The 23,482-nt window shown below is 61.3% G+C and carries 22 protein-coding genes; 5 read left to right on the top strand and 17 right to left on the bottom strand.

Annotation, left to right across the window (positions count from 1 at the left end):
• The 3 genes from SCA01S_RS20425 to SCA01S_RS20415 form a co-directional block, all read right to left on the bottom strand.
• Entirely contained in the window at positions 1-531 is a 531-nt protein-coding gene (locus SCA01S_RS20425; protein ID WP_218016424.1) for a lysozyme, read from the bottom strand.
• 73 nt (positions 532-604) lie between these two features.
• Positions 605-877, bottom strand: a complete 273-nt coding sequence (locus SCA01S_RS20420; protein WP_062788588.1) for a hypothetical protein — start codon at positions 875-877, stop codon at positions 605-607.
• Positions 878-883: 6 nt separating this feature from the next.
• On the bottom strand, positions 884-1,099 hold the full coding sequence (locus SCA01S_RS20415) for a hypothetical protein (RefSeq protein ID WP_062788586.1): 216 nt from the start codon (positions 1,097-1,099) through the stop codon (positions 884-886).
• Positions 1,100-1,242: 143 nt separating this feature from the next.
• Here SCA01S_RS20415 and SCA01S_RS20410 point away from each other — a divergent pair, with 143 nt between their 5' ends.
• Entirely contained in the window at positions 1,243-2,313 is a 1,071-nt protein-coding gene (locus SCA01S_RS20410) for an acyltransferase family protein (protein ID WP_167542931.1), read from the top strand.
• Here the strand turns inward: SCA01S_RS20410 and SCA01S_RS20405 are convergent.
• The 3 genes from SCA01S_RS20405 to SCA01S_RS21975 form a co-directional block, all read right to left on the bottom strand.
• Positions 2,271-5,525 carry an SGNH/GDSL hydrolase family protein gene (locus SCA01S_RS20405; protein WP_167542930.1) on the bottom strand — a complete coding sequence of 1,085 codons (3,255 nt, stop codon included), beginning with the start codon at positions 5,523-5,525 and terminating at the stop codon, positions 2,271-2,273. The genes SCA01S_RS20410 and SCA01S_RS20405 overlap by 43 nt on opposite strands.
• A 120-nt stretch (positions 5,526-5,645) precedes the next feature.
• On the bottom strand, positions 5,646-5,966 hold the full coding sequence (locus SCA01S_RS22415; RefSeq protein ID WP_157089069.1) for a hypothetical protein: 321 nt from the start codon (positions 5,964-5,966) through the stop codon (positions 5,646-5,648).
• Positions 5,967-6,117: 151 nt separating this feature from the next.
• Positions 6,118-6,456 (bottom strand): Arc family DNA-binding protein, encoded by a 339-nt coding sequence (locus SCA01S_RS21975; RefSeq protein WP_084391160.1) that lies wholly within the window; start codon positions 6,454-6,456, stop codon positions 6,118-6,120.
• A gap of 107 nt (positions 6,457-6,563) precedes the next feature.
• Here SCA01S_RS21975 and SCA01S_RS22410 point away from each other — a divergent pair, with 107 nt between their 5' ends.
• Together SCA01S_RS22410 and SCA01S_RS20400 are read left to right on the top strand one after the other, a co-directional pair.
• Positions 6,564-6,728 carry a hypothetical protein gene (locus tag SCA01S_RS22410; protein ID WP_157089068.1) on the top strand — a complete coding sequence of 55 codons (165 nt, stop codon included), beginning with the start codon at positions 6,564-6,566 and terminating at the stop codon, positions 6,726-6,728.
• Positions 6,729-6,843: 115 nt separating this feature from the next.
• Positions 6,844-7,530, top strand: a complete 687-nt coding sequence (locus tag SCA01S_RS20400) for a phage antirepressor KilAC domain-containing protein (protein WP_167542929.1) — start codon at positions 6,844-6,846, stop codon at positions 7,528-7,530.
• 386 nt (positions 7,531-7,916) lie between these two features.
• On the opposite strand, the gene SCA01S_RS22405 is transcribed toward SCA01S_RS20400, so the two are convergent.
• Complete coding sequence (locus tag SCA01S_RS22405) at positions 7,917-8,081, bottom strand: hypothetical protein (RefSeq protein ID WP_157089067.1); 165 nt, start codon at positions 8,079-8,081, stop codon at positions 7,917-7,919.
• Positions 8,082-8,248: 167 nt separating this feature from the next.
• Here SCA01S_RS22405 and SCA01S_RS22635 point away from each other — a divergent pair, with 167 nt between their 5' ends.
• Complete coding sequence (locus tag SCA01S_RS22635; RefSeq protein WP_167542928.1) at positions 8,249-8,461, top strand: hypothetical protein; 213 nt, start codon at positions 8,249-8,251, stop codon at positions 8,459-8,461.
• Positions 8,418-8,957, top strand: coding sequence for a DUF2335 domain-containing protein (locus SCA01S_RS23050; RefSeq protein ID WP_084391159.1), 540 nt, complete (start codon positions 8,418-8,420; stop codon positions 8,955-8,957). The genes SCA01S_RS22635 and SCA01S_RS23050 overlap by 44 nt, the downstream gene beginning before the upstream one ends.
• Before the next feature lie 21 nt (positions 8,958-8,978).
• Here SCA01S_RS23050 and SCA01S_RS20395 read toward each other — a convergent pair whose 3' ends face one another.
• The 10 genes from SCA01S_RS20395 to SCA01S_RS22630 all read right to left on the bottom strand — a co-directional run.
• Positions 8,979-15,833 carry an LPD3 domain-containing protein gene (locus tag SCA01S_RS20395; RefSeq protein WP_062788578.1) on the bottom strand — a complete coding sequence of 2,285 codons (6,855 nt, stop codon included), beginning with the start codon at positions 15,831-15,833 and terminating at the stop codon, positions 8,979-8,981.
• Positions 15,834-15,851: 18 nt separating this feature from the next.
• Positions 15,852-17,990 (bottom strand): M23 family metallopeptidase, encoded by a 2,139-nt coding sequence (locus tag SCA01S_RS20390; protein WP_062788576.1) that lies wholly within the window; start codon positions 17,988-17,990, stop codon positions 15,852-15,854.
• Positions 17,990-18,574, bottom strand: a complete 585-nt coding sequence (locus SCA01S_RS20385; RefSeq protein WP_174544818.1) for a virion core protein, T7 gp14 family — start codon at positions 18,572-18,574, stop codon at positions 17,990-17,992. The genes SCA01S_RS20390 and SCA01S_RS20385 overlap by 1 nt, the downstream gene beginning before the upstream one ends.
• Positions 18,574-19,044, bottom strand: a complete 471-nt coding sequence (locus SCA01S_RS20380; RefSeq protein ID WP_062788574.1) for a hypothetical protein — start codon at positions 19,042-19,044, stop codon at positions 18,574-18,576. The genes SCA01S_RS20385 and SCA01S_RS20380 overlap by 1 nt, the downstream gene beginning before the upstream one ends.
• Positions 19,037-20,848, bottom strand: coding sequence for a phage tail protein (locus tag SCA01S_RS20375; protein WP_062788572.1), 1,812 nt, complete (start codon positions 20,846-20,848; stop codon positions 19,037-19,039). The genes SCA01S_RS20380 and SCA01S_RS20375 overlap by 8 nt, the downstream gene beginning before the upstream one ends.
• Positions 20,848-21,495 carry a hypothetical protein gene (locus SCA01S_RS20370; protein WP_062788570.1) on the bottom strand — a complete coding sequence of 216 codons (648 nt, stop codon included), beginning with the start codon at positions 21,493-21,495 and terminating at the stop codon, positions 20,848-20,850. Before SCA01S_RS20370 ends, SCA01S_RS20375 begins: the two co-directional genes overlap by 1 nt.
• On the bottom strand, positions 21,492-22,133 hold the full coding sequence (locus SCA01S_RS20365; RefSeq protein ID WP_062788568.1) for a phage connector family protein: 642 nt from the start codon (positions 22,131-22,133) through the stop codon (positions 21,492-21,494). Before SCA01S_RS20365 ends, SCA01S_RS20370 begins: the two co-directional genes overlap by 4 nt.
• 73 nt (positions 22,134-22,206) lie before the next feature.
• Complete coding sequence (locus SCA01S_RS20360; protein ID WP_062788566.1) at positions 22,207-22,419, bottom strand: hypothetical protein; 213 nt, start codon at positions 22,417-22,419, stop codon at positions 22,207-22,209.
• A gap of 2 nt (positions 22,420-22,421) precedes the next feature.
• On the bottom strand, positions 22,422-22,865 hold the full coding sequence (locus SCA01S_RS20355; protein WP_062788564.1) for a Bbp16 family capsid cement protein: 444 nt from the start codon (positions 22,863-22,865) through the stop codon (positions 22,422-22,424).
• 50 nt (positions 22,866-22,915) lie between these two features.
• The coding region (locus tag SCA01S_RS22630) for a major capsid protein (protein WP_369405420.1) at positions 22,916-23,482 on the bottom strand (567 nt) is incomplete at its 5' end.

Here is a 23,482-nt window from a genome sequence, read left to right as displayed (position 1 = left end):
TCAGGCATCCTTGAGACAGAGCGTGCGCTCGCGCTGGCGACGCGCAGTCAGGCCAGCAACTGGGCGAAGCACGCCGTTCACCCTTGCCTTGTCCCAGGCGAGCATTGAATCGCAGGCGCCGCGGATGTCGCCCGCATCGATCCGCTTGCGCGCGGTCGAGCCACACCAGGCTGAGACGCCGATATTGTAGGCCATGGACACGGCGGCGGCGCGGATGTTGTCCCGGCGCGGCTTATCGAGCGCGAGACCAGGCGTGCAGGCCATGACGCCTTGGGCATGACGGACAAGTTCGCTTTCAAGCATTGAGGCGCATTGCGCGGGCGTGAAGGTCTGTCCGATGCGGACGCCGGCTGTCAGACCGTCGCACGCGGTCGCAATGCCGGCAATGTCGCGATAGGCGGCTAGGTATTGCTGCCCCGACACATGTTGCACGTTCGAAGTGCCATCGGCCGCCATGGAAACTTGGACGGTGCGGCCGCTTTCTTCCTTGGGCACGCTGATGAGCAGGATGATCGCGGCAGGAACGCCCACGATCGCGGCTAGGGTGCCCTTCTTGAGCGCAGGCCTTGGCGCCGGCGTGGTGGAGGTAGCGTTCATGTGAACCTCACTTGATGGCCAGGGCGATGCCACCCTTGATTGCAACGACAATGGCGGCGATGGCGGCGGCAAGCGCGCCCAGCCACTTCACGAACCTTCCGCCGGTCTTGACTGCCTCCCACGCTTTCACGATGTCGCGCGTCTCATCGACGCCGACTTTCACGTCCGAGAGGTCACCGCGCATTGCATCGACGGCCTTCGTCAGTTCGACGATACCTTGCTCCAGGCCGGTCATACGCTGGGCGATCTCCTGATCAGTGGGTGGATTGCGGGCCGGCATCTGCGATCAGCAGTCCGTGGCGCAGGCAAAGACCGGACAGGCCTTGGCCAGCGCGATGGTGAGCAGCGCCAAAGGCACCGCGCCCGTAAGCGGCCAAAGCCGTGAAAGGCGCTCGATGCGGGACGCCACCTGATCAGGGCGCAACGCGATCACGGCCAGCGTGGTCAACGCAGTCCAGGCGAGCGCCAGCAGCCAAATTATGAGCAGGATGATCGACGCCATGCTCGGCTCTCTTTTCGTGACAGAGGGTTTTGGCAAATCGCGCATTCCGCACTGCAACATCTATCGCTTGCCGCCTCGGCGCCGCTGTGGGACATAGTGCGAAATAATTCGCAGTGTGGGGCAATATGGGGCGGCAGCATTTCTTGGTTCTCGACGGTCTGCGAGGCGTCGCGGCTCTGTCGGTTGTGATATTCCACCGCCGCTGGCTCGCCCCCGGCGGGCATGCCTTTGATCACGGTTTCCTCGCCGTGAACTTCTTTTTCATTTTGTCCGGCTTCGTGATTGATCACGCGTATACCGATCGCTTGGCCAAAGGCATGACCTTGGCCAATTTCGCACTGCGCCGAGTAATACGACTTTATCCGCTCATAGTGGCCGGCGCAGTTCTGGGCTTGTTGTATGCGCTGGCACTGGCACACCTCCATCATGAGCCAGAATCCTATTGGAGATATACCAAAGCAGCATTTTTTAACATGTTCTGCCTGCCATCCCCGGCAGGACTGGTAGAAGGCCCTTTCATTATAAATCGTCCAACTTGGTCTCTGTTTTTCGAGTTGATCGCAAATATAGCTTTCGCACTGCTTTTCTGCCGTTTTAGCAACAGGGTATTGTGGATAGCATTGGCGATCATTGCACCAATTTTGATGTACGTGACATTCAAGTTTGGCACGATAAACGTTGGCTTCGAGTACGGGGAGTTGATATACGGACTTCCAATAGTGCTGACGCCATTCATTATTGGCATTCTGATAAGCAGATATATGTATGTCGTTACTGGTCCTGCACTTCCATTTTGGTTGAGCAGCGCCATGCTGATCGCTATTTTCCAGATTCCTGTGCTTCCAGGCCTGTGGGGGCCAATTTATCATATCTCGCTGATGCTGATCGGCTTTCCGCTCATCATTCTCGCCAGTACGCGGACCCAGCCAGCCGGTTTCTGGTTGAAAGCTGCCCAGTTTGGAGGTTTCATTTCCTACCCACTTTATGCTCTGCACTATCCCATTTTGCAGTTCGTGAGCGGTTTTGGGGAAATGATGAAAATTCCGAACGCCGTTACGCTGATTGGTGTAGTAATCGCAAGCATCGTTACCGCGTGGGTCGCGGCGAGAATTTATGATGAACCCGTCAGGGCTTGGCTGGAAAGCCGGTTGCTCAGGAAGTCGCGCCAGCATCATGATTTCGCCAAGTCGAAGATTTCAGGCAAATCTGCTTGAACCCTCGCCGCCATCAAGCTGTGGCCGGTCGAGTTAGGGTGTAGCGGATCGCTGCCATAATAGGCGCTGTTAAACGTTACCCCATCGTTGTTGGTGGTCAGAGCCCGATCGAAATGGATGCGCCGCACCGAATTGGGCAGAGTGTCCAGGAACGCGTTCAACTGGTCGAAAACCCGCGTCGGGACAGGCTGGATCTTAGCGACTGCCAAGTTGATGCCATTGGCAGCGCAATAGCTTACCAGGTTGTTGATGTTCGTCTGGAACGTGGCTAGCCCGCTGTTCTGGTCATTCGTACCGAACGCCTCAATGATCCAGTCAGGCTTGATCGCCGGGATTTCGTTGAGCAGGAGCGGCGCGATTTCCGATGCCGTACTGCCCGAGAGGCCGGCGATCACTGCATTGCCGCCAAGCGCATCCTTGGTAATCTGCGCCCAGCGCTGTGAGTTGAGCAGGTTGTTGTCAAACACGCCCTCGGTAATGCTATCACCGATCATCATGGCACGCGGGTTCTTGCGGCCCGAACTGGCAAATACCCGCTTGATCAGGGTCTGCCCGATCATGGCTGCAAAGAACGGCGAACCGAACTGCAGACCGGAAAGCCTGATCACCACGCCGTCGTTCGACCCTTCGGAAAGCGTGGCGATCACCGCGCCAGTAACCATGTCGCGCACGGTGGCCGAGCTGATCCGCTTGTTGCGGCGCAGCTCGAGCACATAATCACGCCCGGCCGTCAGTGCTGGCATGGCTGCACTCACAACCACCGTGGGCGCCGTCGTCCAGGATGTGTCTTGCGCTGCGCCTGCACTGGTGTTGGCTTGCGCAAAGCCGATCGTGCCGGCGGTATCATCGACTACGACAAGGGTGCCGCGCCACCCCACCGATCGCCAATAGCCAAAGGCGAACTTGCTGCCCGTTGCCTGTGGCTGGAACCACAACCGGATAACGCGATCTTCGTCATGAAACAGGCTGGCCTGGGTCAGCTTGGCATAGACGCTCATATCGGCCGCGCCTGCCGGAGAAAGGGCGCCATTGCTGGGATGCGTCCACGACCCGCCGAATGTCCAGCTTGCCGGCGCGGAACTGCCAAAGCCCTGCGAATACGTGACCACTGGCTTGGACAGCGCCCCTTGGAGTGCTGCGCCCATATTGGAAGGCGCCAGAACCAACGCCGTCACCTTGTAAACAAACGTGCCGCCATAGGTTCGGCCGAACGTCGACCAAGTTTGCGTGCCTGATACGGCTGCCGCGATGCCAACTGCCGTGTTGGAGTTCGGGCCAATGTTCTTGACCGTTGCGCCGCCGGAAAGCAGCTCATAGCCGATCACGTCATTAGCCTGCGTGGAAATGCCAATACCGCCGTTGAAACCGGTAAAGGTATTGTCGGCATTCCCCACTGTCGCGGTGGCTGCATATTTGGCCACCAGCGTGAACGACAAGCCGCCGGCCGGTCGCAAGTGCAAGATGTTCAGCGGCCCTGTGCTGCTGATCGGCAGCGTGACGGAGGTAACCTTCGATGCCGCCGGCACCGAACCGATTTGGTAGCCAGCAGGGCCACCCAGGTTGGCATTCCATGCTGCGGTTGCCGTGCCCACCGTGGTGTTGGTGATAACCACGCTATCGCCAGCAGCTTCGCCCTTTTCGATGCGGGCTTCCAGTTCTGCCGAAAGGTTGCTTGATCCCACGGAAACGGACCGAACCGTATAACTCGCCGTTCCACCGAAACGGCGGTTGCTATAGGAGGTCCAGGTTTGCGTGCCCGAAACAGCGGCACCAAGACCGATGCCGGTGTATCCCGTCGCGGTCGTGGAATATCCGACCGTGCCAGTGCCGGTTTCATACCCGATGAAATCGCCGGCAGAAAAACGCCAGTTCGGGGTCGCAAACAGGTTATCGGCATTTGCCGTCCCGGCCACCACCGGAACCTTTTCGATCAGCTGATAGCTGTTGCCGCCTAGGCTCCGAACACGAATAAGGGACAGTGCGCCCGCAGCAATGATTGGCAGCGATACCTGATCGACGGTGCAATCGCTGGGCACAGTGCCGATGAGCGCAGCAGCCGTTCCGCCACTGCCCAGCGTCGCATTTGTAGTGAACGATCCGCCCAGCGTGGACGTGAGCGACGAAATGATTGCGTTCAGCGCCGCAACACTCAGCCCCATGGCGATCAGCCCGGCGCTCAACGTTTGCTTCACTTGCACACTGTCAGGGCCATTCACAGGCGCCAGCGCGCCAGACGCCACCTTCCACAGCAAAAGCTGCGTATAATCCGACGACATGGCCCAGAAGGTCTGCGTTTCGCCAAGCGCCCCGACCGTGGCAGTAGGCGCAGTGGCACCGGTCAGGCCTGCTATGGTGGGCAGCGTGTAAACCGGTGCGGTGTTGGTTGCCGAAACGCCGGCCGCCTCGGGCACAACATAGGCCCGCGTGATCGCCCCGCCTGAAACAACCACACGGGCGCGATGACCAAGCGGACCGCCTGTCACGATCAGGTCGAACTCGCCATTAACCGTCGCGCTGTTGCCAGGCGCTCCGAGTTGGATGCCGGTCACCGTGTAGGGTATGGCGCTGGCAACTGCGGGCAGAATGCCCACTGCAGCCGCAGCCGCAGCAGCGGCATTAGCGCCGGTTGTGGAAATGATTGCCTGACCGGTGGCCAGCGTGGCTTGCTCACCGGCCGCATCGCGCGCCGCCTCGCTCAGGCCTTGCGCCGTCTGCGAAGCATCGCGAGCAGCTTCCGCCAGCCCTTGCGCTGTCTGCGCCCCCAGCTTGGCGGTATTGGCATCAGCAGCCGACTGCGCCCCATCAGCCCCATTGAACGGAACAGGCTGGATCACGCCATCAACAATGCCCAGGGCCTTGCCATCGCTGCCGGCGAGCGAGGCCATAGGCGGTGGGCTTTCACCCATCGGCACCTTGAGCGCCCGATCGGTATCGCGCCGATTGCGCTGATCGCGCAGCGCCGCTCGATCATTCACCCGGTTGACCGGCGACGCCAGCCAGCCAGAGCCATCCTCGAATTGCGTCAGCTGCTCGAACGAGGGCTCCAGCAGAATGTAGATTTCACCGCTGGTAGGCGCGCTGTCGAAGATGACCGAGCCGCCGCCACCCGAAGCAATGGTGACGCTATAACCCGATACTGCCACGCCATCGATTTCCACCGTCACATCGGCATCGGTCAGCGCCGTGAAGGTGAACGGAAACGTCGTCGCCACCCCGTTGGCGATGAATGGCCCGTCGAATGCATTGGTCGTGGAAACAGCCATAATACCCACCGGTTGCGATCACCGTTGGGTCTATGGGGTGGCAGATATCCCGTGAATCCCGTGGGAGGCTTAGAGCCCTTCCTCCCAGGAGAGGTGCGAGATGGAGCATCCGGAAGTCCGGCGGCAAGCGCGCGTGCGAACCACGTGCGTGGCTATGGCGGGGACCAGTCGGACCCGCGCGTAATCCATCACGTCCGCTGTATTTTCAGGATTGGCGTCTGCAAGCCTTCGAGCATCCTGCTCGAATTGCCCTTTGCAGGTCTCCCAGGTTGCCTTGGCCACATCGTCGGGACGCTCGCCAGATAGTTCCAACGCGGGAAGGGTTTTTCTGATGCACATCGCGTAAGGCGGGCGAGTTGCCACAAGGGCAAGAATGGCGACAAGGCTCACGGAATTAGCTCCTTTCTACCCGGGCGGTAACTTCAGCTATGAGCGCTTTGGTAATTAGATTTCGCAGGTCCGCAATGCGATAACGCATGGCGACGGTAAGTCTGATTTTCATTGCCGCGAGAGTACCACGTCCTAACGATCGTATAAGTCTCTACCTTTTTCCAAGATCTAAATCTTTTTCTCTGTAAGCTTTTTGGGACGCATCCCAACGATCACTCAACTCCTTCATGACGGCAATCAAGCGTTTTTGACAATCATCAAGTTCTTTCTTCAAACGTTTTTCTTCTGCTTTCAAAGTTTCTTGCTGAGATATAAGTGATCTAATTGCAAGTTCATCCGGGAATTCAAATAATTCCGTAAGGATTGATACGATTTCGGCAGACATTGACCGACCGTTCGCCGCTGCCCTTTGTGCCACTTGGTCTTTCATGCCATCCGGCACGCGGATCAAGATCGTGTCCTGATCCCTAACGGGCTTCTGGGCCTTCATCGTCAACTCCGAATCAGAAAATCTGCGCGTGCATATGATACACACTTGACGATCGCGCTACACGAGATACACAGTTAGTCACCGTGTAGCACGGAAGGAGCGGTATTGTGAAAAACGACAAGCCGTCTCGGGTGATGGTCAACCTGCCCGGGGACATCGGCGATATGCTTCGCCGTCGCGCAAAGGAGAATTATCGCTCCACTAGCGCAGAAACTGTGATGCTGATTGAGCGCGGCCTTGCCGCAGAAAAGTTGGCGTCGGGCCAGGCCTAGGAAACCACCCGACGCCTTTTTATCAAAGGAAAGACCTATGAATGTAGAGGGGTATAGCGCGCCGGCCGTCGGCGCGCCAGTGACATTCTTCACTGCCGGGGCAGAGGCCGTCACTATGTCCAGCCGCGAGATCGCGGATTTGTGTGAGGCGCGCCACAATCAGGTGGTTGAGACCATTGGACGTTTGTTCGAGAAGGGGGTTTTGCGGGAAAGCCGTAAAACTACCCGGCCTTATGCTCCTAACGGGGGCGGCCGGCCAACTCAGGTCTATGATCTGACCAAGCGCGACACCCTTGTCGTCGCGTCGGGCTACAACGACGAGCTTCGCGCCCGCATCATAGACCGCTGGCAGGAACTGGAAGCCCAGGTCGCTCGGCCCGATCCCGTCGCCGCGCTCAGCGACCCGGCCGCGCTCCGGCACCTGCTACTCGGCTATAGCGAAAGGGTGATCGCCCTTGAGCACCGCGTCGAGGCCGACGCGCCCAAGGTTGCTGCCCTCGATCGGCTGGAGGCATCGGAAGGTTCGGTCAACGTCCGCATTGCCGCCAAGATGCTGAACGTGCCGGAACGCAAGTTTACAAAATGGTTGCAGGCGCACGGCTGGGCATTCCGACAGAACGGCGTTGGCACCTTGCAGGCTTACCATGCCAAGCGCGAAGCTGGTTATCTCGAACACCGGCCTCACACCTATCACGACCAGCAGCGCGACGAGGATCGCACCGTCCCGCAGATGATGGTCACGCCTAAGGGGCTGGCTAAGCTCGCCTCTCTGTTCGGCAAGGCGCAGGGCGAACTGCTATGACAACCCCTGCCGACAGCGAATATGGGATTCGCGCAATTACAAAGGCAAAAACCTAGTCATTATAGGCGGTTACGCGTTTTTCGCGACATTGGTGAGTCAAGGCTGATTATTTCAGAAATTTTGCGCCGCACCCTATTGCGCGACACCCCTGTAATCCGTGAAAGAGAATTAACGGTTCGGATATCCGAACTGCCCTTTGACCAGATCGGGCAGCCCACGGCCCGCTTTCATGGGCTGCCCTAACCTCAATCCGACATCGTGGAGTATCGGCGATGGCTTCTCAGACACATACTTCCTCGCCAGTCACAACATCAACTGTTCCTGGCGCTGTTTTCGACATTGGCCGGTTGGAAGGCATCAACGCTCACCTTCAAGCGCTGGACGAACTAGCGCTGGAAACGCTGGAGGCGATCAGTCTTGCTGATACCGTCGAGGCCGCGCACCGCCTGGCCGATCGTGGCCACGCCTTGCGAGCCATGGCGGCCGAGTTCCATGGCCAGATCGACGGGCTGGTGCAGTCCGCATGCCGAGCAAGGGGCTAAGAACTTCATCGACAAACTGTCGATCAAGCATCTCTGCGACCTGCGTTCGAGCCGGGACCTTCCCGGTCAGCCAGGCGATTCAAGAGCAGCCGTTCAACTGTAGGACAGAAACCAAGGCGCAAACGAGTCGTTGACAAATCCGACGCTATCTAGGATTTCCGCCTTGGAGACTCATCATGTCCTACCACGATCGCAATCTTCAAAAAGCCGCAAGGGCTGTCCGGAAGCGCGGGACCGGTGCGTATTTTGACTCGGTGCTTCGCGGTATCGGCCTGATAACCCTTCATCCGCCAAGCCCGAACATCCCGCAAGGTTCAATCGGGGGTGACTGGCGCGCTGTCGGAAATGACATGCGCAAGGCTATGCGCGAACTCGACACTTGTGAGTAAGGTCGAACCTCAGTTTGAACGCTCGGACGCAGCTGCAATCCAACAGTCCCTCGCGCAAGAACTGCAGCCGTTTGTAAAGCCAGATAAGGCGGACCAAGCGGCACGTGTCGTCACGACTTTTATTCAAAGGGTCCACCAAGGTCCGCTTCCCGCGCCGGATGACATGGCTCATTATGAGCAAATTCTGCCTGGCTGTGCTGAGCGCATCCTACAGATGACAGAGCGCGAGCAGGAGCATCGGCATCGGCAGGAAAGAAGGGGCGTCGGGGGCGAATACGGTACCCGGTTTGCCGGCCAAGCCGCAACCCTGTTGATAGCACTAGCAATGGTCTTTGTTGTTGGTTTTACTGCATATGTTGGCCTACCGGTAGCGGCTAGCGTGATTACAGCGATAGGCGGCGTCTGTGCCATCGTTCTCCGGCAGATCAGCGTGGGGGTCCCGCAACCAGCGAACCAATCTGGACCGCCAGCTAAGCCAAAACGACGGACCAGATAAACCTTACGTTTGAGGCTACGATCAATGGTCCTTGACCTTGCCCGTGGTCAGTCCCTCGATCCAGTCGCCCACGCCTTGCGGGTCGGCGTCGCCCTGACTGACATCGACCAGGAACTGTGTCGCGCTCGCCACCTGGCCGGGCACCAGTCCGGTGAGATAGCCGGTCGTTTCCAGCACGTCCTTGGTGGCGTGCTTCGTTTCCTCGCCGCGAGCCAACTTGCCCACGTCACGACCCGCCTGAGCCAGGCTATCGGCCGCGCGCTGCATCGGGGTCAGCGAGGCGCTGAACACCTTGTTGCCAGCGACAGCATTCCATGTCGGTTCGAACACGTCGCGCGCCAGCGGGATCGGCCCAATCGCGTTGGCCAGCAGCTTGCGAATAACCCATTCGCTCCACCACTCGTCGTCGTCCGGCCCGCCGCCACCCGTCAGGCCCGCCTTGATCAGTTCGGTCAGCAGCGGAGGAACGACCAGCAGGAAGAACGCGCGCGATGCCAGCTTCGGAAGGTTGCGAGAACGTCGCTCATCGACGCCCCGCACATCCCGCGCCAACGTGCGCTGGCGCTGATATTGGGCCGAAAAATAGCTGTAGAACATCGTGAACAGCTTGGTGGCCTCGCCCCACTTGCCGGTTCCGCGCACGATCGCAGCCATGTCCTTAGGCGAGCCGGCGCCTTGCGACTGGCGCACTGCCTTGTCGCCGGCATAGATCGCATCGGCTTCCGTAGCGCCGGCCGCAATCGCATTCGAGTACCCAGCCATCCATGTGGGAACGGAGACAACGCGGTCCATATAGCCAATGCCGTGGAACATGAAGCGCTTGGCATCCAGCGCCTGGCGGGCGAGCTTCCCCACTGGGTTGACCGTCGCCATGGCGTTAATCTGATTCCTGATGTCGCGGTCCAGCGTGTCCATGCGTGCGCGCAATTCGCCGGAGCGCTCAAGGGCGAAATTGGCTGTCTCGATCGGCGACGCTGAGAAACGCGCAATCGCCTTTGCCATCGCCGCTTCGCCGACGACTTCGACCGAGTTGGAGTAGCCGGCAAGCTGCGTCACCATGGTAGTGGCGCGGAGACCCATGCCAACCACAGTGACATTCGCTCGCAGCTTGCCCAGCCATTTGCCGAACCCTTCGTTGCCGGCGCGCTCCATCGCCCACGAGTTGGCGACGAACTTGACCCATGGTCGAAACTGCCTGCGGATCTCGGGGCCGAGCGCCGCATCGACCGCGCGCGAAACCCGCTCGCTGGTCAGGAAGCGATTGGCCTGGATCACGGCCTCGCGGTGCGTGATGTCGTGGATCAGTTCGCCCAGGTGCCGATTGATCACGCCCAAGTCCAGCAAGATCGGCGCTGTCACTTTTTCAGCGCGCTCCTTGGTGGACCTGGCGCGCGTGGTGGCGCGGGTATAATTCGTGCCCAGCAGATCGCTTTCCTTGCCGCCGCGTTCCTCAGCGCGATAGTCACGCGTCGTGTCGTAGATGGCCGGGTAATAGCCGCCGCGCATCGGGCCGTGCGGTGTATCGAAGGCGCGGGCCTCGACCTTTTCAGGCGCCACGCCGTTAACGCGCCGCTCCAGTTGCTCTATCGACGGCCATAGCGTGCCGATCGTATCCCAAACGCTCTGCACGAATTGCCACTCCCCGGCCGTCAGCGTGTCATTGAGAAAGGCCTCTATCGCACCGGGATTGATCCTGTAGCCGTCGGCGAGCCGCTGGAAGTTCCCGGCGTTGCCGATGTTGAGCGCCATGGCGATCACCTTGGACCGCTCCATCCGCATCGGCGCCCCGGTGGCGACATCCGACCAGGGCATTTCCATCTTGTCGCGCCAGCGCGCCGCATCTTCTGCCGGCACAGCCTGAAATAGCGCTTTGATGCGGCCATAGTAATCGGCCAGCATTGCGTTTTCGCGGTCCTGTGCCTCCGCGATCGGCCGGAAGGCAATGCGGTTGAATACCCCGTTGGCGTCGCCACCATCCAGCCAGTCGAACACGGTTTCCAGCTTGAGCAGTGAAGCATCGACCGCCAGCGCACCGGCCTTTATCCGCTCCAGCATATTGGGGTCGGTCAGATCGCGCGGCGGCGCTCCAGCGATGTTGTCGGCGGCGCGTTCGGCTTCATCGAAAATATCGTTCCACTCGCGCTCCTCCTGATTATCCAACAGGGTTTGCTTGAGCCGCCCCAGGTGCATGACCTGGTTAACCGCATCATCGAGCCCGAGCATATTTTCGACCGTCAGGCGCGACCAGTGCGTGCCGCGCAGGGTGGCTTCAAAGCTGGCCGGCACTACGATTTCGCGTCCATCGGCTTCCTGTTGTGCCGCCCATGCCTCCCACTTGCCCTGGCGCTCGATCGACTTCTGCGAGCGCGGGCCAAGCTGCACCGCATCAAGCAGCGCATGGGCCTGTTCGAGATATTCCTGATCGACCGACTTCATGGTCTTGCGCTTCGCAATTTTGCCCAGGCGATCCTGTGCGCGCATCACTTCGTCATAGGCGGCCTTCGATTCCGCCAGCAGGGCGGCTGAAAGCATTTGCCGTTGCTTCGCGACAAAGGCGTCATTCATCTTGGCAGCGATGATTGCCTTTTCGGCATCGCGCCCAGCCTTGGAAACCGCCTTGGTATAGCGCTGGATAGCGGCCAGACTGGCCTGTTCCACGATGACGCCGCTGCGCACCCGCTGCCGTGCCCAGGCGCGCGCTACCTGATAGGGCGTCGCTTGCTGCCCGGCGCGCCGTCCGAGATAGCGCAGTTCGGTCGCCAGCAGTTCCCCGGCCAGATCATTGTTGACCGCGGCAATGGCCTCCTCCTCGATGCTGCCGTCGTTGAAGGGATCATCGCCATGCCGCCGCTGCATCTCCTCATCGGCAGCATTGTCGATCATGCGCTCGCGCAGGCCGCGCGTGTCACCGCTTTCCTTGGCCGCCAGGTGTTGGCGCTGGGCACCGATCAACACTTCAATCATTTGCTGCGCGCTGTCGAACCCTGCCATTTCAGCCAGGGCGTCGGGGTTCACGCCACCAGCCTTGTGGAGTGGAGGAACCTGGCGCGGCAACAGATCCAGTACGTCGCGCCCAAACCGATCCTCCAGCCATTCACGGTCGATCGGTGTTTCCCGCATCAGGCGCAGCGATTTCAGCAGCGGCGCAGCATCAAGCCGTTGGGCCTCGTCTGCACGCACCACGGCGCGCTCGTCGTTCCAGGCCTTCGTACGCTGGCGGCGGATGGAGGCCATGGTCTTGGCCAGCAGATCGGCATTGGCCTGATCGCGTGCACCTTGGGCAAGCTGGGTATAAGCGCCGAATTCAGCGCCGGTCATGCCCATTGCCTTAGGGTCGGTAATCGCCGGCTGCATCGCCAGCGCGTTGCGTTGCGCTGCGATTTCATCATCGGTCGCAAGCAGCCGCTCCATCACCTCTCGGATTTCCGGGCTGATTGGCGCGCGCAGGGCATCAACCTTGCGATAGATCGACAGCATCCAGCCGCGCACGGTTTCAAACAGGCGCGCCAGGCCTGTGGACGGCGCCCTGCCCTCCATTAGGTAGCGCTCGACGCCGCGTGCCCAGTATTCGTGCGCCTCCACCGGAATGGTGCCGTCATCGGCCAGCGGATGCCCGAGGGAGCCGAACCACGCCTTGACCGTATCCCAGTCGGCGCGCAACTGGTCGCTGGCATCCGGATGAGCGGCGTCGGCGCGCAGTTCCTCCAGCCACTGGTGGCCGAATTCGTGGATCAGCGTCGAAGGGTTGCGGCTCTGGAATAGCTCGATCGTCCCGCCGCGCCCGTTCTTACCGGGAATGAACCGTCCACGCGGCCCCTGCGAAACAGCGCCGATCGACATATTGAAATTGTCGCTGGGTTCGCTAGATTGCTCATAGCTGCCCGGTTCCCGAGTTCCGGAGTTGTAGCCGGGTGACGACGGGTTCCGGGCAGTGTTATTCTCCGGCAAGACGTGATCGTAATAGAAGGTGCCATTGTTCACCTCGCGGATTGTCACGTCCACAATCTTGGGCTGGCCGCCAATCATGATGGTAGCGCGCAGGCGATGGTACGCCTTGATGGAATCGCCGCCAGGTTTCTGATCATAAGGCGCTTGGCTCGAAACCAGTTCACCCTGAGCGATGATTTCGCGCAGCACGGCGACAGCACGCAGCTTCTGTTCGTCGGCCGAGAACTTCTTCATCTTGCCGGGGCGAGCGAAGATCACATCATGGCTAAGCGCCGCCGACAGGACGCTCTTGCCCTGTAGATGCTCCTTGTACCAATCGACCACGACCTTGCGCAGATCAGCCCCGTGCAGGCTTTCCGGCGCAATCTCGTCGCCATGCACTTCAACGATCGGGTCAGAAGAATGCTCATACCCCTGGCCCTGCGCGCCCGAGGTATATTCGCTGATCGCAGCGCGGATTTCCGCATCCGTCATGCCATCGGGATCACGCCCGTTCGCTTCCAGCATGGCGCGCAGATCATCAGCCGCCGCCCGAGCCGGATCGATTTTCGGCGCTTCGGCATAGCGCGGCTTGCCCGCCAGTTCCTCCCGGATGGCGTCCAGCAGCGTGTTCTGGTCGATCGCGCTTGGCCCGGCCTCAAACTGCGCCGCTTGCAGTTCCGGGAAATAGCCCGCATCGATCGCGGCCGAAAGCGTGGTGTCCAGACCATATTCGCCGTTGCCCGAAATTGCTCCTACCATTTCGGCCTGGCGCGGATCGTAATCGCGGATCAGCTTGCGCCGCCCCTTGATCGGCACGGGCTTCTTGCCCTTGTCGTTCATGTGCCAGCGGTCGAGCCCCATGGCCTTGAGGTCGCCGCCCACATCGTTGATGCCGCCGCGATCGTTGATCCATTCCAGCAGCGTCTTGCCCTGCGGGATTTCGGCCGACGCGCGCTTGCGCATGGCGTGGATCACCGTATCCCACTGGTCGGCGCGCTGGATTTCAGCCAGGCTTTCCGGCAGCACGGCGCGGATCGTTGAACCGAAGTCCTTGGGGTCAAGCGGCCGACCATTGCGTTCGGAACGCACCGCCGCTCGCAGTACGTCCAGTTCGGCATAGATGCCGGCCATGCGCGGCGTGAAACCGGCGTTCTGCAGTTCCTGCGTGCGCGCCTCGACCATGGCGGCGCGCTGGTCCTGTTCGGCAGCGGCGGCGCTATCCTGCTGGCCGACGCGTTCCGACACCTGCTTGATTTCCGCGTCTGCGTGTTCCTGAAATGCCTGCGCTTCTCGCAGAGACATGCCGCCTGGTCGAAGGCGAATATCGTCCTTGATCGCAGCCCATGCCGAGGTCCCCGGCAATGCGGTGAGCGCGAAATCCGATGGCAGCACCACATCGCCGCCCGTCGCCTGCGCTTCGGCAATCTGGCCCTGATAATCCGCAAAGGGATCGTCGAACTGATCGTAACTGTCCGACTGCTGGTATGCCGTGATCGCATCAGCCGGCACATAGACCTGTGGCGGGATATGACCGTTCTCGCTCGCGACGCGCAGCAGATCGGCATAGGCTTCGGGATCACGCTGGCGCAGCGTCGAGCCTTCCGCCGCCTTGGCCATCAGGTTGAGCGCGTGGCCATCCTGAAATGCCTGCATGGCCGCCGCCGCGCGCTGCCCCAGTTGCTGCCCGACAGCCTCGCGCTGTTGGGATGCGGCCATGCCGAGGGTGTGTTCCAGCGTCGAGATGGTGACATGGGAGAGGCCGCCGCCAACCAGGGTCTGGATGGCCGTTCCCGCGAGATCGCCCGGCAACTGCGCCACCAGATCGCCAAGGGTCTTATCCTTGTTGGACGGCAGGAAAAGCCATGCCGTGGTATCTTCGGCCAGCGTGGTAGCTTCTTCGCCGAGCAAGTCAGGAATCTGCGAACGGATATAGCGCGAGAGGATATTACGGCCCGACCCGCTGCTATCGAGAAAGGCCTTTTGCCCGAGGTATTCGCCGCCCGCTTCGGCTGCGGTATCGAGAATGCCATAGACGCTTGCAACAGCCCGGCCGACGCCCTGATCGCGAGCCCGGAAATAGCTTTCGCCACCCTGCTGGGCAGATGGAACCATAATGGATGCAATCGTCGCGGCACGCGATGAAAGCCCGGCTGCTCGCAACCCGATGCCACCCAGCATGGTCGCCACGGTCGTGGGCACGTTCTCGACGCCGCCAAGCACCTGCTGCTCAACCCACGTCCCGTCTTGCGGGCGCACATAATCCGCTGCGCGCTCCAGCCCCTTGTCTGCCATGCGTGGCAGATTGTAAGCCTGCGGAACGCCCATCACATCCCAGCCCCAGGCGGGAACGGTCGTTACCATGCGGCCCATTTGAGCCGTGCCAGCAAGCAAAGCCCCACCAGCGCGCCGAGGACTTGGCAGGGCCTGCGCCGCCTGCTGATCGCCCATCAGTGAGGCAGTCAGCGCCATAAGCAGCGGCGCTGGAGTGCCAGACGGACGACTGCCTACATCCTGCCGGTCGAAGGCGTCCACGCCAGCAGCAAAGGCCAGCACGGGGTTGTAGCTCTGCTTGAGCATGCCCCAGGCACTGCCGAGAATGCCCAGGCTCTTGGTGTCATCCGATGCCGCCACGGCGCCGCGTGGATCACCAGCCGCCCACTGACCGATAGTCGGATGCTGATCAATGAGCTTGCCGAAGTTGTTCGCACGCAGCGCCCTTTCGGCATCATCGATCGAGTCTTCGACATCGGCGGGCAGCGTGCCAAGGTCGCGGGCCGTTCGCACGGTGCGCGCCATCTGGTCCGGCGCTTGCGGGGTACTGAGGATATCAAAACGAATCTGGTCCGTGCGCTGGCGCTTGATCGCGTCGGCGCCAGGACTCCCCGTCGCCGTGTTCGACGGGTTGAATTGTTCCGCATAGTCGAAGGGGTTAGTAGGGCCAGCCATCGGCCGACCCTATGAGCGCTAGTTCCCCTGTGAATCCCGAGCAGTTCGGCGATACTCGCGCACCACGTCATCATCGGTGATGTTTTGCACACCGCGCAGCCGCAGGTTGTTGCGGATGGTCTGCACCGTTTGCGGGGTGAGATTGCCAAACTGGATATCGTAGAGGTGGCCCACATTCCCGTTCGCGAAACGGATTTGCTTCGTTGCCTGCGTGACCGCCTGTTGCAACTGGGCTTCCGTGGGTATCGTGCCCTTGGCCGCGATCCCGTCCGCAAACTGCGCCACCGTATCAAGAATAGCCAGCCGCTGGCGGTTATAGGCTGCCATCTCATCGGGATGCTTAACCCCAGGATTGCTGGGTAGCAGACCGGGATTTCGACGCTCGAATGTCGCCAGCGCCGACGCGGACGCATCCGCCGATGACCACTGGCGGGCCGAGGCTCGCCGCTTGGCCTGTTCCTCAGCGAGGCTGCTCAGGTCCGAAAACGGCACCAGCCCTTGGTACTTCCGCAGATCGGTCTGCGCGAACTTGTCCGGCTCCAGATAGGACTGGAGTTTGAGCGCCAGGGCGGTGTTTTCCTGCTCCTTCTTGGTGGCAGCATCGAACTTTGCCTTTTGCGCCTTCGCCAGATTGCCGCGCATTTCCGCCATATAGGACGGCTTCACGCTGCCGGCGATGTTCGACGGGATGGCATCAGGCGGCGGGTCTTCACCGTTATGGCTGGCCTGATAGTTGCCAATCCACTGGTGCAGGTTGTCAGCGGCATCCTGATACTGATCGTTGAGCAGGCTTTCACCTTGCGCCATCTGGCGCATTGCAAAGGAGACGGCGCGTTGCTCTTTTTCCAGCGGCAACCCCATGGCCTTGATGTTGGAAATCACCGTGGCCTGATCATAGTTCCGGGCAGCAGTCGGCGAGCCAACTACCGTGGCACGGCCTATGGTCCCGCCAATCAACTTTTGTGGGTCGAGATCGGCACCGTCCGGGGCGCGAACACGAAGGTGAACATGCGGGCCGGTCGTGTGCCCAGTCAATCCGACGGTGCCAAGCACGGTGTCAGGGGTCACCTGGTCACCCACGGCTACCGATTGGTTGCCCATATGCGCGTAGCTGGAAGTCGTACCGTCAGGATGCTTCACCTTCACCCACCGGCCAGCGCGATCGTCTTGCGTAACGGCCTCGACAACGCCCCCTGCGATTGGGTGGATTGCGGCGCCCAGCGGCGCCCCGATGTCCAACCCCGCCGAGCCGCGCTCCTTGTGCTGTTCGAACGTGTTCGTAACGCGACCATTCGCCACCGGCATTTGGGACGGCGCGGATGGATGAGGCGTGGAGCCCGGTGCCCCTTGGGCCGCCGAAGGCGCGGCCCGTGCGCCCGCCAATGCAGCTTGGAAGATTGAGTTGCTTTCCTGATTCTGCATCGGTCCGCGCAGGGCGTCGAGCGCCGCATTCCGTTGCTCGAAAGTCATTTCATCGTGGTGCGCATCGAACAGCGCAGAAGCGAGAACAGCCTTATCGTCCTTCACCAGCGTGTTGATGGCCGTGGCGTAGACGACGCCCTGCTGTTGCTTGATGAACTCGTTGGCCGCCGCGCCGGTCATACCGCGAAAAGCAGCAAGCGCCTGGGCCTTTTGCCCAACGACGCCCACGCCAGCCTTCAAATCATCGGCGTTATCGTACAGGCCGGACGCGGCATCCTGAGCCTGCTGCAACTCGCCCATGTGCATTTGGTCGCGCTGCACCCCAGCCTGTTGAATGGCGTGCCCGTTTATTTCGCCCATAGCCGACGCATACAGCGTGCCGAAATGCTGCTGGAAAATGCGTTGCGCACGCGGGCTTTTCAGACCGTCGAGCCCCTGCTTTCGCACGTCATCCAGGGACTTTTGCGCGGCTGACAGGCCATCGACCGCATTGCCACCCTGCTGCGCCTTGAACTGGGCGACCAAATTCGTGACATCGGGCGTCATCGCCAGCACCTGCTGCCGAGCCACGGTGTCATCATGCTGGGCGTTCAACTGGTCGATCGCGGTCAGTGTCTGGCCTAGGCGCTCCATGCCTTCGCCAAGGCCGCTTTGCACCACGCCCGGCGCCTGCAGCCGCGCGTTTACCGGCGCAACGCCGCTAGTGCCCTGCTGATATTGCGGTGCGCGAGGCATTAGTAGCCACCCATCAGGGAGTAGGCCTTCTTCCCGGCCTTGGCTGCATCAATGGCCATCGAGCCCCAGTCCATCTTCGGGGAAAAACCCATACTGGATTTTGCGGAATTGTACTGAGTGGCGCCTTGTAGGACGCTCGACCCCATGTCGAACGCGCCGCTGATCAGCGCATTGGTCTTTGCCGACCGTGCTGCATTGGCCTGCGTCTCATAATTCGCGATGTTGATGTCGTGGCCGCGCAGCGCGTTGTCGCCCTGGCGATAGATGTTCGCCACGTCCTCGCGGCCGAGAAGATCGGTATCAGACACCGCGTCCGCCGCTGTTCCGAAGTCGAGCGAGACGCCATTGGCCGCCGCCGCGACCTGCTGCTGGCCTTTCACGCGGGCAATCTCACGATACTGCTTTAGCGCTGCCTGGCGGGCGTTTTCCTGATCCTGCTGCGCCGCGTCGCGCTCATAGTTCGCGTTGGCATCGGCAACCTTCGCCTGCACATTGGCCTGCTGCACAGCGCTGATAGTTTTCATGGCGCCGGCACCGACGGACAGGGCAGCGGCGGCGATCGGAAGGGCGGCGGGTCCACACATCAGCGGGGCTCCTTGCAAAACCAGCGAAACATCACCCCGCGCACGTCCACTTCCTCTTGACCGACGGTGAAGCCCCACCGCTCCAGCAATCGGATGGCTTGGGCATTCTGCGCGGACACTAGGTTGCGAAGGGTCAGCCGTGAATCCTGCAACCGATGAATAAAGCCCGGTCCCCATTTCAGCATTTCGCGGGGGTGGCGGTAGACTTCATCCGTGCCCAGGAACCAGGGGATAGCCTCGCCAGTGAGAACGCTTTCCACCACGACGCCGAACATCGCATGCGGCAGGCCGTCGAGCAGCGCAGTCCAGCACTTGGCGCTGGCGGCAATGCCAGTCCGCAGGGCCTGTTTCGGTTCGCGCCCCATCGCCCGGCATTCCAGCTTGTCGATCGCGCGCATATGCTGCGCCAGGTATCCGACATGGCGGACTTCGGCCGGCACGATCCTGATAGCCGAGCCGAGCCTAGCCATAGACCTCTGGATCTTGGGCAATGGCCAGCATCGTGAAGGGCAGCGGTGCGGTCTGGCGGATCAGCACCACGCATTCATCGCGCGCCTTGTTCGCCATGTTGATGGTGTATTCGCCGTTCATCAGCGCATCTGGCGCGCCATAGGCCTCGCCCATGCGGGACTTGAGCGGGAACAGGTCGGCCTCGTTGATGCCGGCCTTGATTTGCCGGGTATTGGACAACCGCACCACCACTTCGCCCAACGCCTGGACTCGGCCCATGTTGCTGCCGCCATCCTGCGTGCTGATGCGGACGGGCAGCGTCTCGACCGTCACCTCGTAGGGAATGCCGAAGCTCGCCACCTTGCCGCCGCCGAAGTCATCCGGCAGCGTCAGGCGGCCATTGGTGACAGTCAGGCCGGTGATCGCCTTACCATCGACCAGTCCCGCCACGTCGGTGCGCCCTTCCAGATGCCACAGCCCCGTGAAGGTGGTCTGCACCGTGTCGAACGAACCGGACACCGCGCAGTCGAGAAAGCAGCAATCCTTCACGTCCGACCAGCGATGACTAACCATACGCTCGACAAAGCGACGCGTCACACCCTGAACCTGGCGATCGACCATGAGGTAGACGCGATCTTCGCCATCTTCCGAGATGCAGCAGACCGATACGACGTTTCCATCGGTCTCGCACAGGGTCCAGCCCCAGACATTCTGCTCCTGCTCCCAGGTGAAGCACAGCAGCTTGCCATCATCGCGCGCCGCCCAGATCACGCTGCGCGGCTCCTGCGCATAGCACCAGGACACGATGCTCATGCCCTCGAAGAAGTGGGGGGAGAAGATCGAGACGTCGTTGGATTTCAGGCCATCGATGGTGAAATCATAGCCGATGGTGCGCACCGACTGCCCCACGCTGGGCTGGTAGAACACCACGTTGTCCACGACCAGAGCCGGCAGCCGCGACGATCCACGGCCGATTTGCCGGCGGGTAGCTGGCGGCGATGTCGCATCGAGCACACCGCCAGAGCCATCGCCGTCGATGTGGAACACGCTGTCAGAGGTCAAGGCTAGCAGGCTGGTAGTGGTCACCAAGTGGTTCACCGAGTTGACCCGACCAGCCATGATGGCGAACGACAGCGCATCGCTCGCAATGGCAGGACGCGACCGGTCCATGTTTTCCAGCTGGCCCGATCGGCTGCCCCAGACCCCATGCGGCACATTGCTGGTGCGGGCCCACATCGAGCGTTGTTCAAACAGGGTGACGGTGGAGGGATAATCACCCGCTGCGGCGAACGGGTTATTGCCTTGCGGCGGCGCCTGATCGAGCGCGGGGCCGATGTTGTCATCGCGAAACGTGGTGCTGTCGGTGCTGCCGATATAGCCGAAGAACTGCGAATTGTCGGCCTTGTAGACCTTGTATCGCGTTGCCCCGGCAACGGCGGTCCAGTTGATGGTGTTGAAGTTCCGCTTGAGCGTCAGATCGTTGGTGACCGTCGCCTCGCTCGACGCCCGACTTTCATATCCGGTGTCGTCGTTCACCGCCGTCACGCAATAGGTGGCCGGCTGCGGGAAATAGCTGGCTCCGCTATTGCCGCTGTCAGTATTCGGCGTGGTGGCCGTCGCCGTGCACCCGGCGGGCGCGACAATGCTGGGACCGAACGTCACGGTCTGGAATGACCAATCCGTATGGCCGGCGCGTACCAGCTTGCCGGGGGCATGATCGATATGGGCCATGTACATCGTGTCGGCAGTCTGCTCGAAATCGAGTTCCGCCAGTTCCTCGCCATTGTAGGGCGAGCCCACCTTGTAGATGCGATTGCCGCCCATCAGAACCTCTGCGTGCCTTTGAAACTGCCACCACCGCCGCCACCGGTAGCGGGCGGGTCCGGCGGCGGCACTACCGGCGGCACCACAGGTGCCACAGGCACAGTGGGCGGCGCGGAACGAGTGATCCCGCCATCGCATCCCGTGAATGATGGTGCCGCACTGGTATCTACGGCAACGGCGAAGTGGCTGTCATCAAGGATTGCCACCACCTTGAAGGCCCGCCCGTTCAGCAGATCGCCCAGGCCATCTTTCACGCCGTCAAAATACCACCAGTCGCCAACGGCCAGGCCGTGATAGGCGACGGTTACCACCGCCTGCGCGGCATTCGATATGCCGGTGATGGCTAGTTCTTCTTCCAGCACCCGACCACCATCCGCGCATGGCGCCATGTAGCCCTGGCCCATTTCCAGGGCATAGGTCTGGGTCAATGAAAACTGGAAGGGAACAAGCCGGGTCGACTTGCTGGCATCGAGCACTTCGCCCACCAGCCTGGTGCCGGGCCGCTTGGTGATACCGCCATACTTGAGCACCAGCACGTTGCGCGCCTGGCGCAGGGTCGAACCATAGGCCTCCACATCGAAGCGGCCATACAGCTGCGGACCGAGTTCGCCGCGGCTGAAATTGACCTGTGGAACACGCACGGTCATGCGAAATCACCAATCCCGGCGCGGGCATATTCCGCATCGCTCGCATAGCGCACCGGGCGATGCACCCGCTTGTTCTCCTCGTCAGCGATGGCGCGGGAGCGGGCAATTTCTGCCTGCTGCTGGAGCACCTGGGCGATCTTCGCATCCTTCTTGATTGGCAGGGCGATCCGGGCCGCCAGTTCCAATTCGAAGGCACGCGCCATCAGGGGCGGCATGTCGCCAGCCTCCAGGGTATTGCGCGAATAGACCAGCGTGGCCGTGGGGACGTTGGCATAGATGCGGCCACCCTCGTGGAGATAGGCCAGCGGCATCGCGTCCTGGAACGGGAACGGGTAGGGTCCAGCGATCGGCAGATCGGTGGCATCATCCTCGATCTGGCGGATCGCCAATGGCTGAGCCATGTCCGAGGGCTGCGCATAGGCATAGAGCCATTCGGCCGGCCGATCGTTCGCGACCGAGGCCAGCGCCTGGCGCTTGATCATCCAGTGCCATTCGGTCCAGTCGGCAACCTCAAGAAGCAGCGGAGAAGCAAAACGCGACACCTCGCGCGCCTCCATGGTGCCTTCCGTAAAGTCAGCGATCTGCCCGGCCGCGATCTGGGCCAGGGCACGGTTACAGAGGTCGATAAGGGCAGCCATGACGCGAACCTATGGCCATGGTCGCTAGCGGTGAATCCCAACGAAAAGGGCCGAGGTTTCCCCCGGCCCTGCTTCATTCTGCGGTATCGGTCGCCGCTTTGCGCCCGCGCCTGGGCGGTGCATCGTCCTTGGCCTTGTCGCGGGCCTCGATCGCCGCCTTGGCCTCGTCGTCCAGCGGCTGCCAGGTCGAGCCGGGCACATGGTCGGCGGTAAATTCTTCACCTGCAACGATGTAGCGGCCCTCATTGCTCAGATAGACCGGCTGTTCGCTCTGATAGCGTGCCATGATCAACGCCCTCCGTAGCTGTTGTTGGTCTGGCGGCTTGCCACCGGCCCGGCCGTGACGCTGCCCGCAGTGGGAGCGGTGCCGACGACGGTGTAATAGAGCCGCACATAGCGCTCATCCGTGCCCTCATCGAAGCAGCAGGGAAACTTGAACTGGTAGCCGGCGACCAGTTCAGCGAGCAGAACCACCTTGCCCGAATATTTGGTGGTCCAGGTGGCGTTGTCGGGCGAGGTCTGCACGGCCACCTGCAGGCTGGTCAGGTTGTTGAACGAGGCCACGACGGCCACGGACAGATCAACCTCTTCGCCGCGCCCGATGTCGCGCGTGAGAGCAACTGCTGAGCCGTAGGGCGTCCCGGTCGCGCCCAGGTCGATGACATTGGTGGAGGCAGCCGAAGCAGTAATGGCCTGCGCGCTGCTCAGAAGGAGGGAATTATCGAAAATCATGTGACGATTCCTTGTGCTGGGCCGAGGTCACCCCCGGCCCGGTTGAGCAGTTACGAGACCAGCGTCTCGGTGTTCAGCAGCGCGTCGGTTTCGCGGATCGGCATGCCGCGCCAGGTCATGACTTCCTCGCCCTGAATTTCCATCGGCGTCAGGCGCACGAAGTTGTCCACGCCGCTGCGGCCATTGGTCGATTCCGCATCGAGAGCTTCGAGCATGGTCTTGTTCATGTAGATGACCGTGCGGCCGGGGCTGATCTGGCCTTCGCGCTCCATCTTGTAGGCGCGGCGGCCCTGCAGCTTGTAATAGAGCTTGCGCAGCAGCGGATTGACCGCAACGGTGCCGGCGATCACGTCGGACACGTCGATATTGGCAATGCGGCCATTGAAGCGCCAATCGCGCACGGTCAGGCCCACATGCTGCGTGAACTTTTCTTCCTTCACGTAGTAGGGGTTGCCGCTGCCATCGAGCACGCGCTGGCGGCCCATGTCCTCGCGCTGGACACCCGCCGGAATGTTCTCCGGCGTGATGATGCTGGTCTGCATGTCGCCATGCGTGACCATCCAGATCGAGGTGTTGTCACTGCCAGAGCCGCCACCATTGATGACATTGGCGTTCGA

It is taken from the genome of Novosphingobium capsulatum NBRC 12533, from assembly GCF_001598375.1.
GTDB lineage: Bacteria > Pseudomonadota > Alphaproteobacteria > Sphingomonadales > Sphingomonadaceae > Novosphingobium > Novosphingobium capsulatum.
The sequence above is the reverse complement of the archived record's forward strand: the minus strand, read 5'-3'. Positions and strand labels throughout refer to the sequence as shown.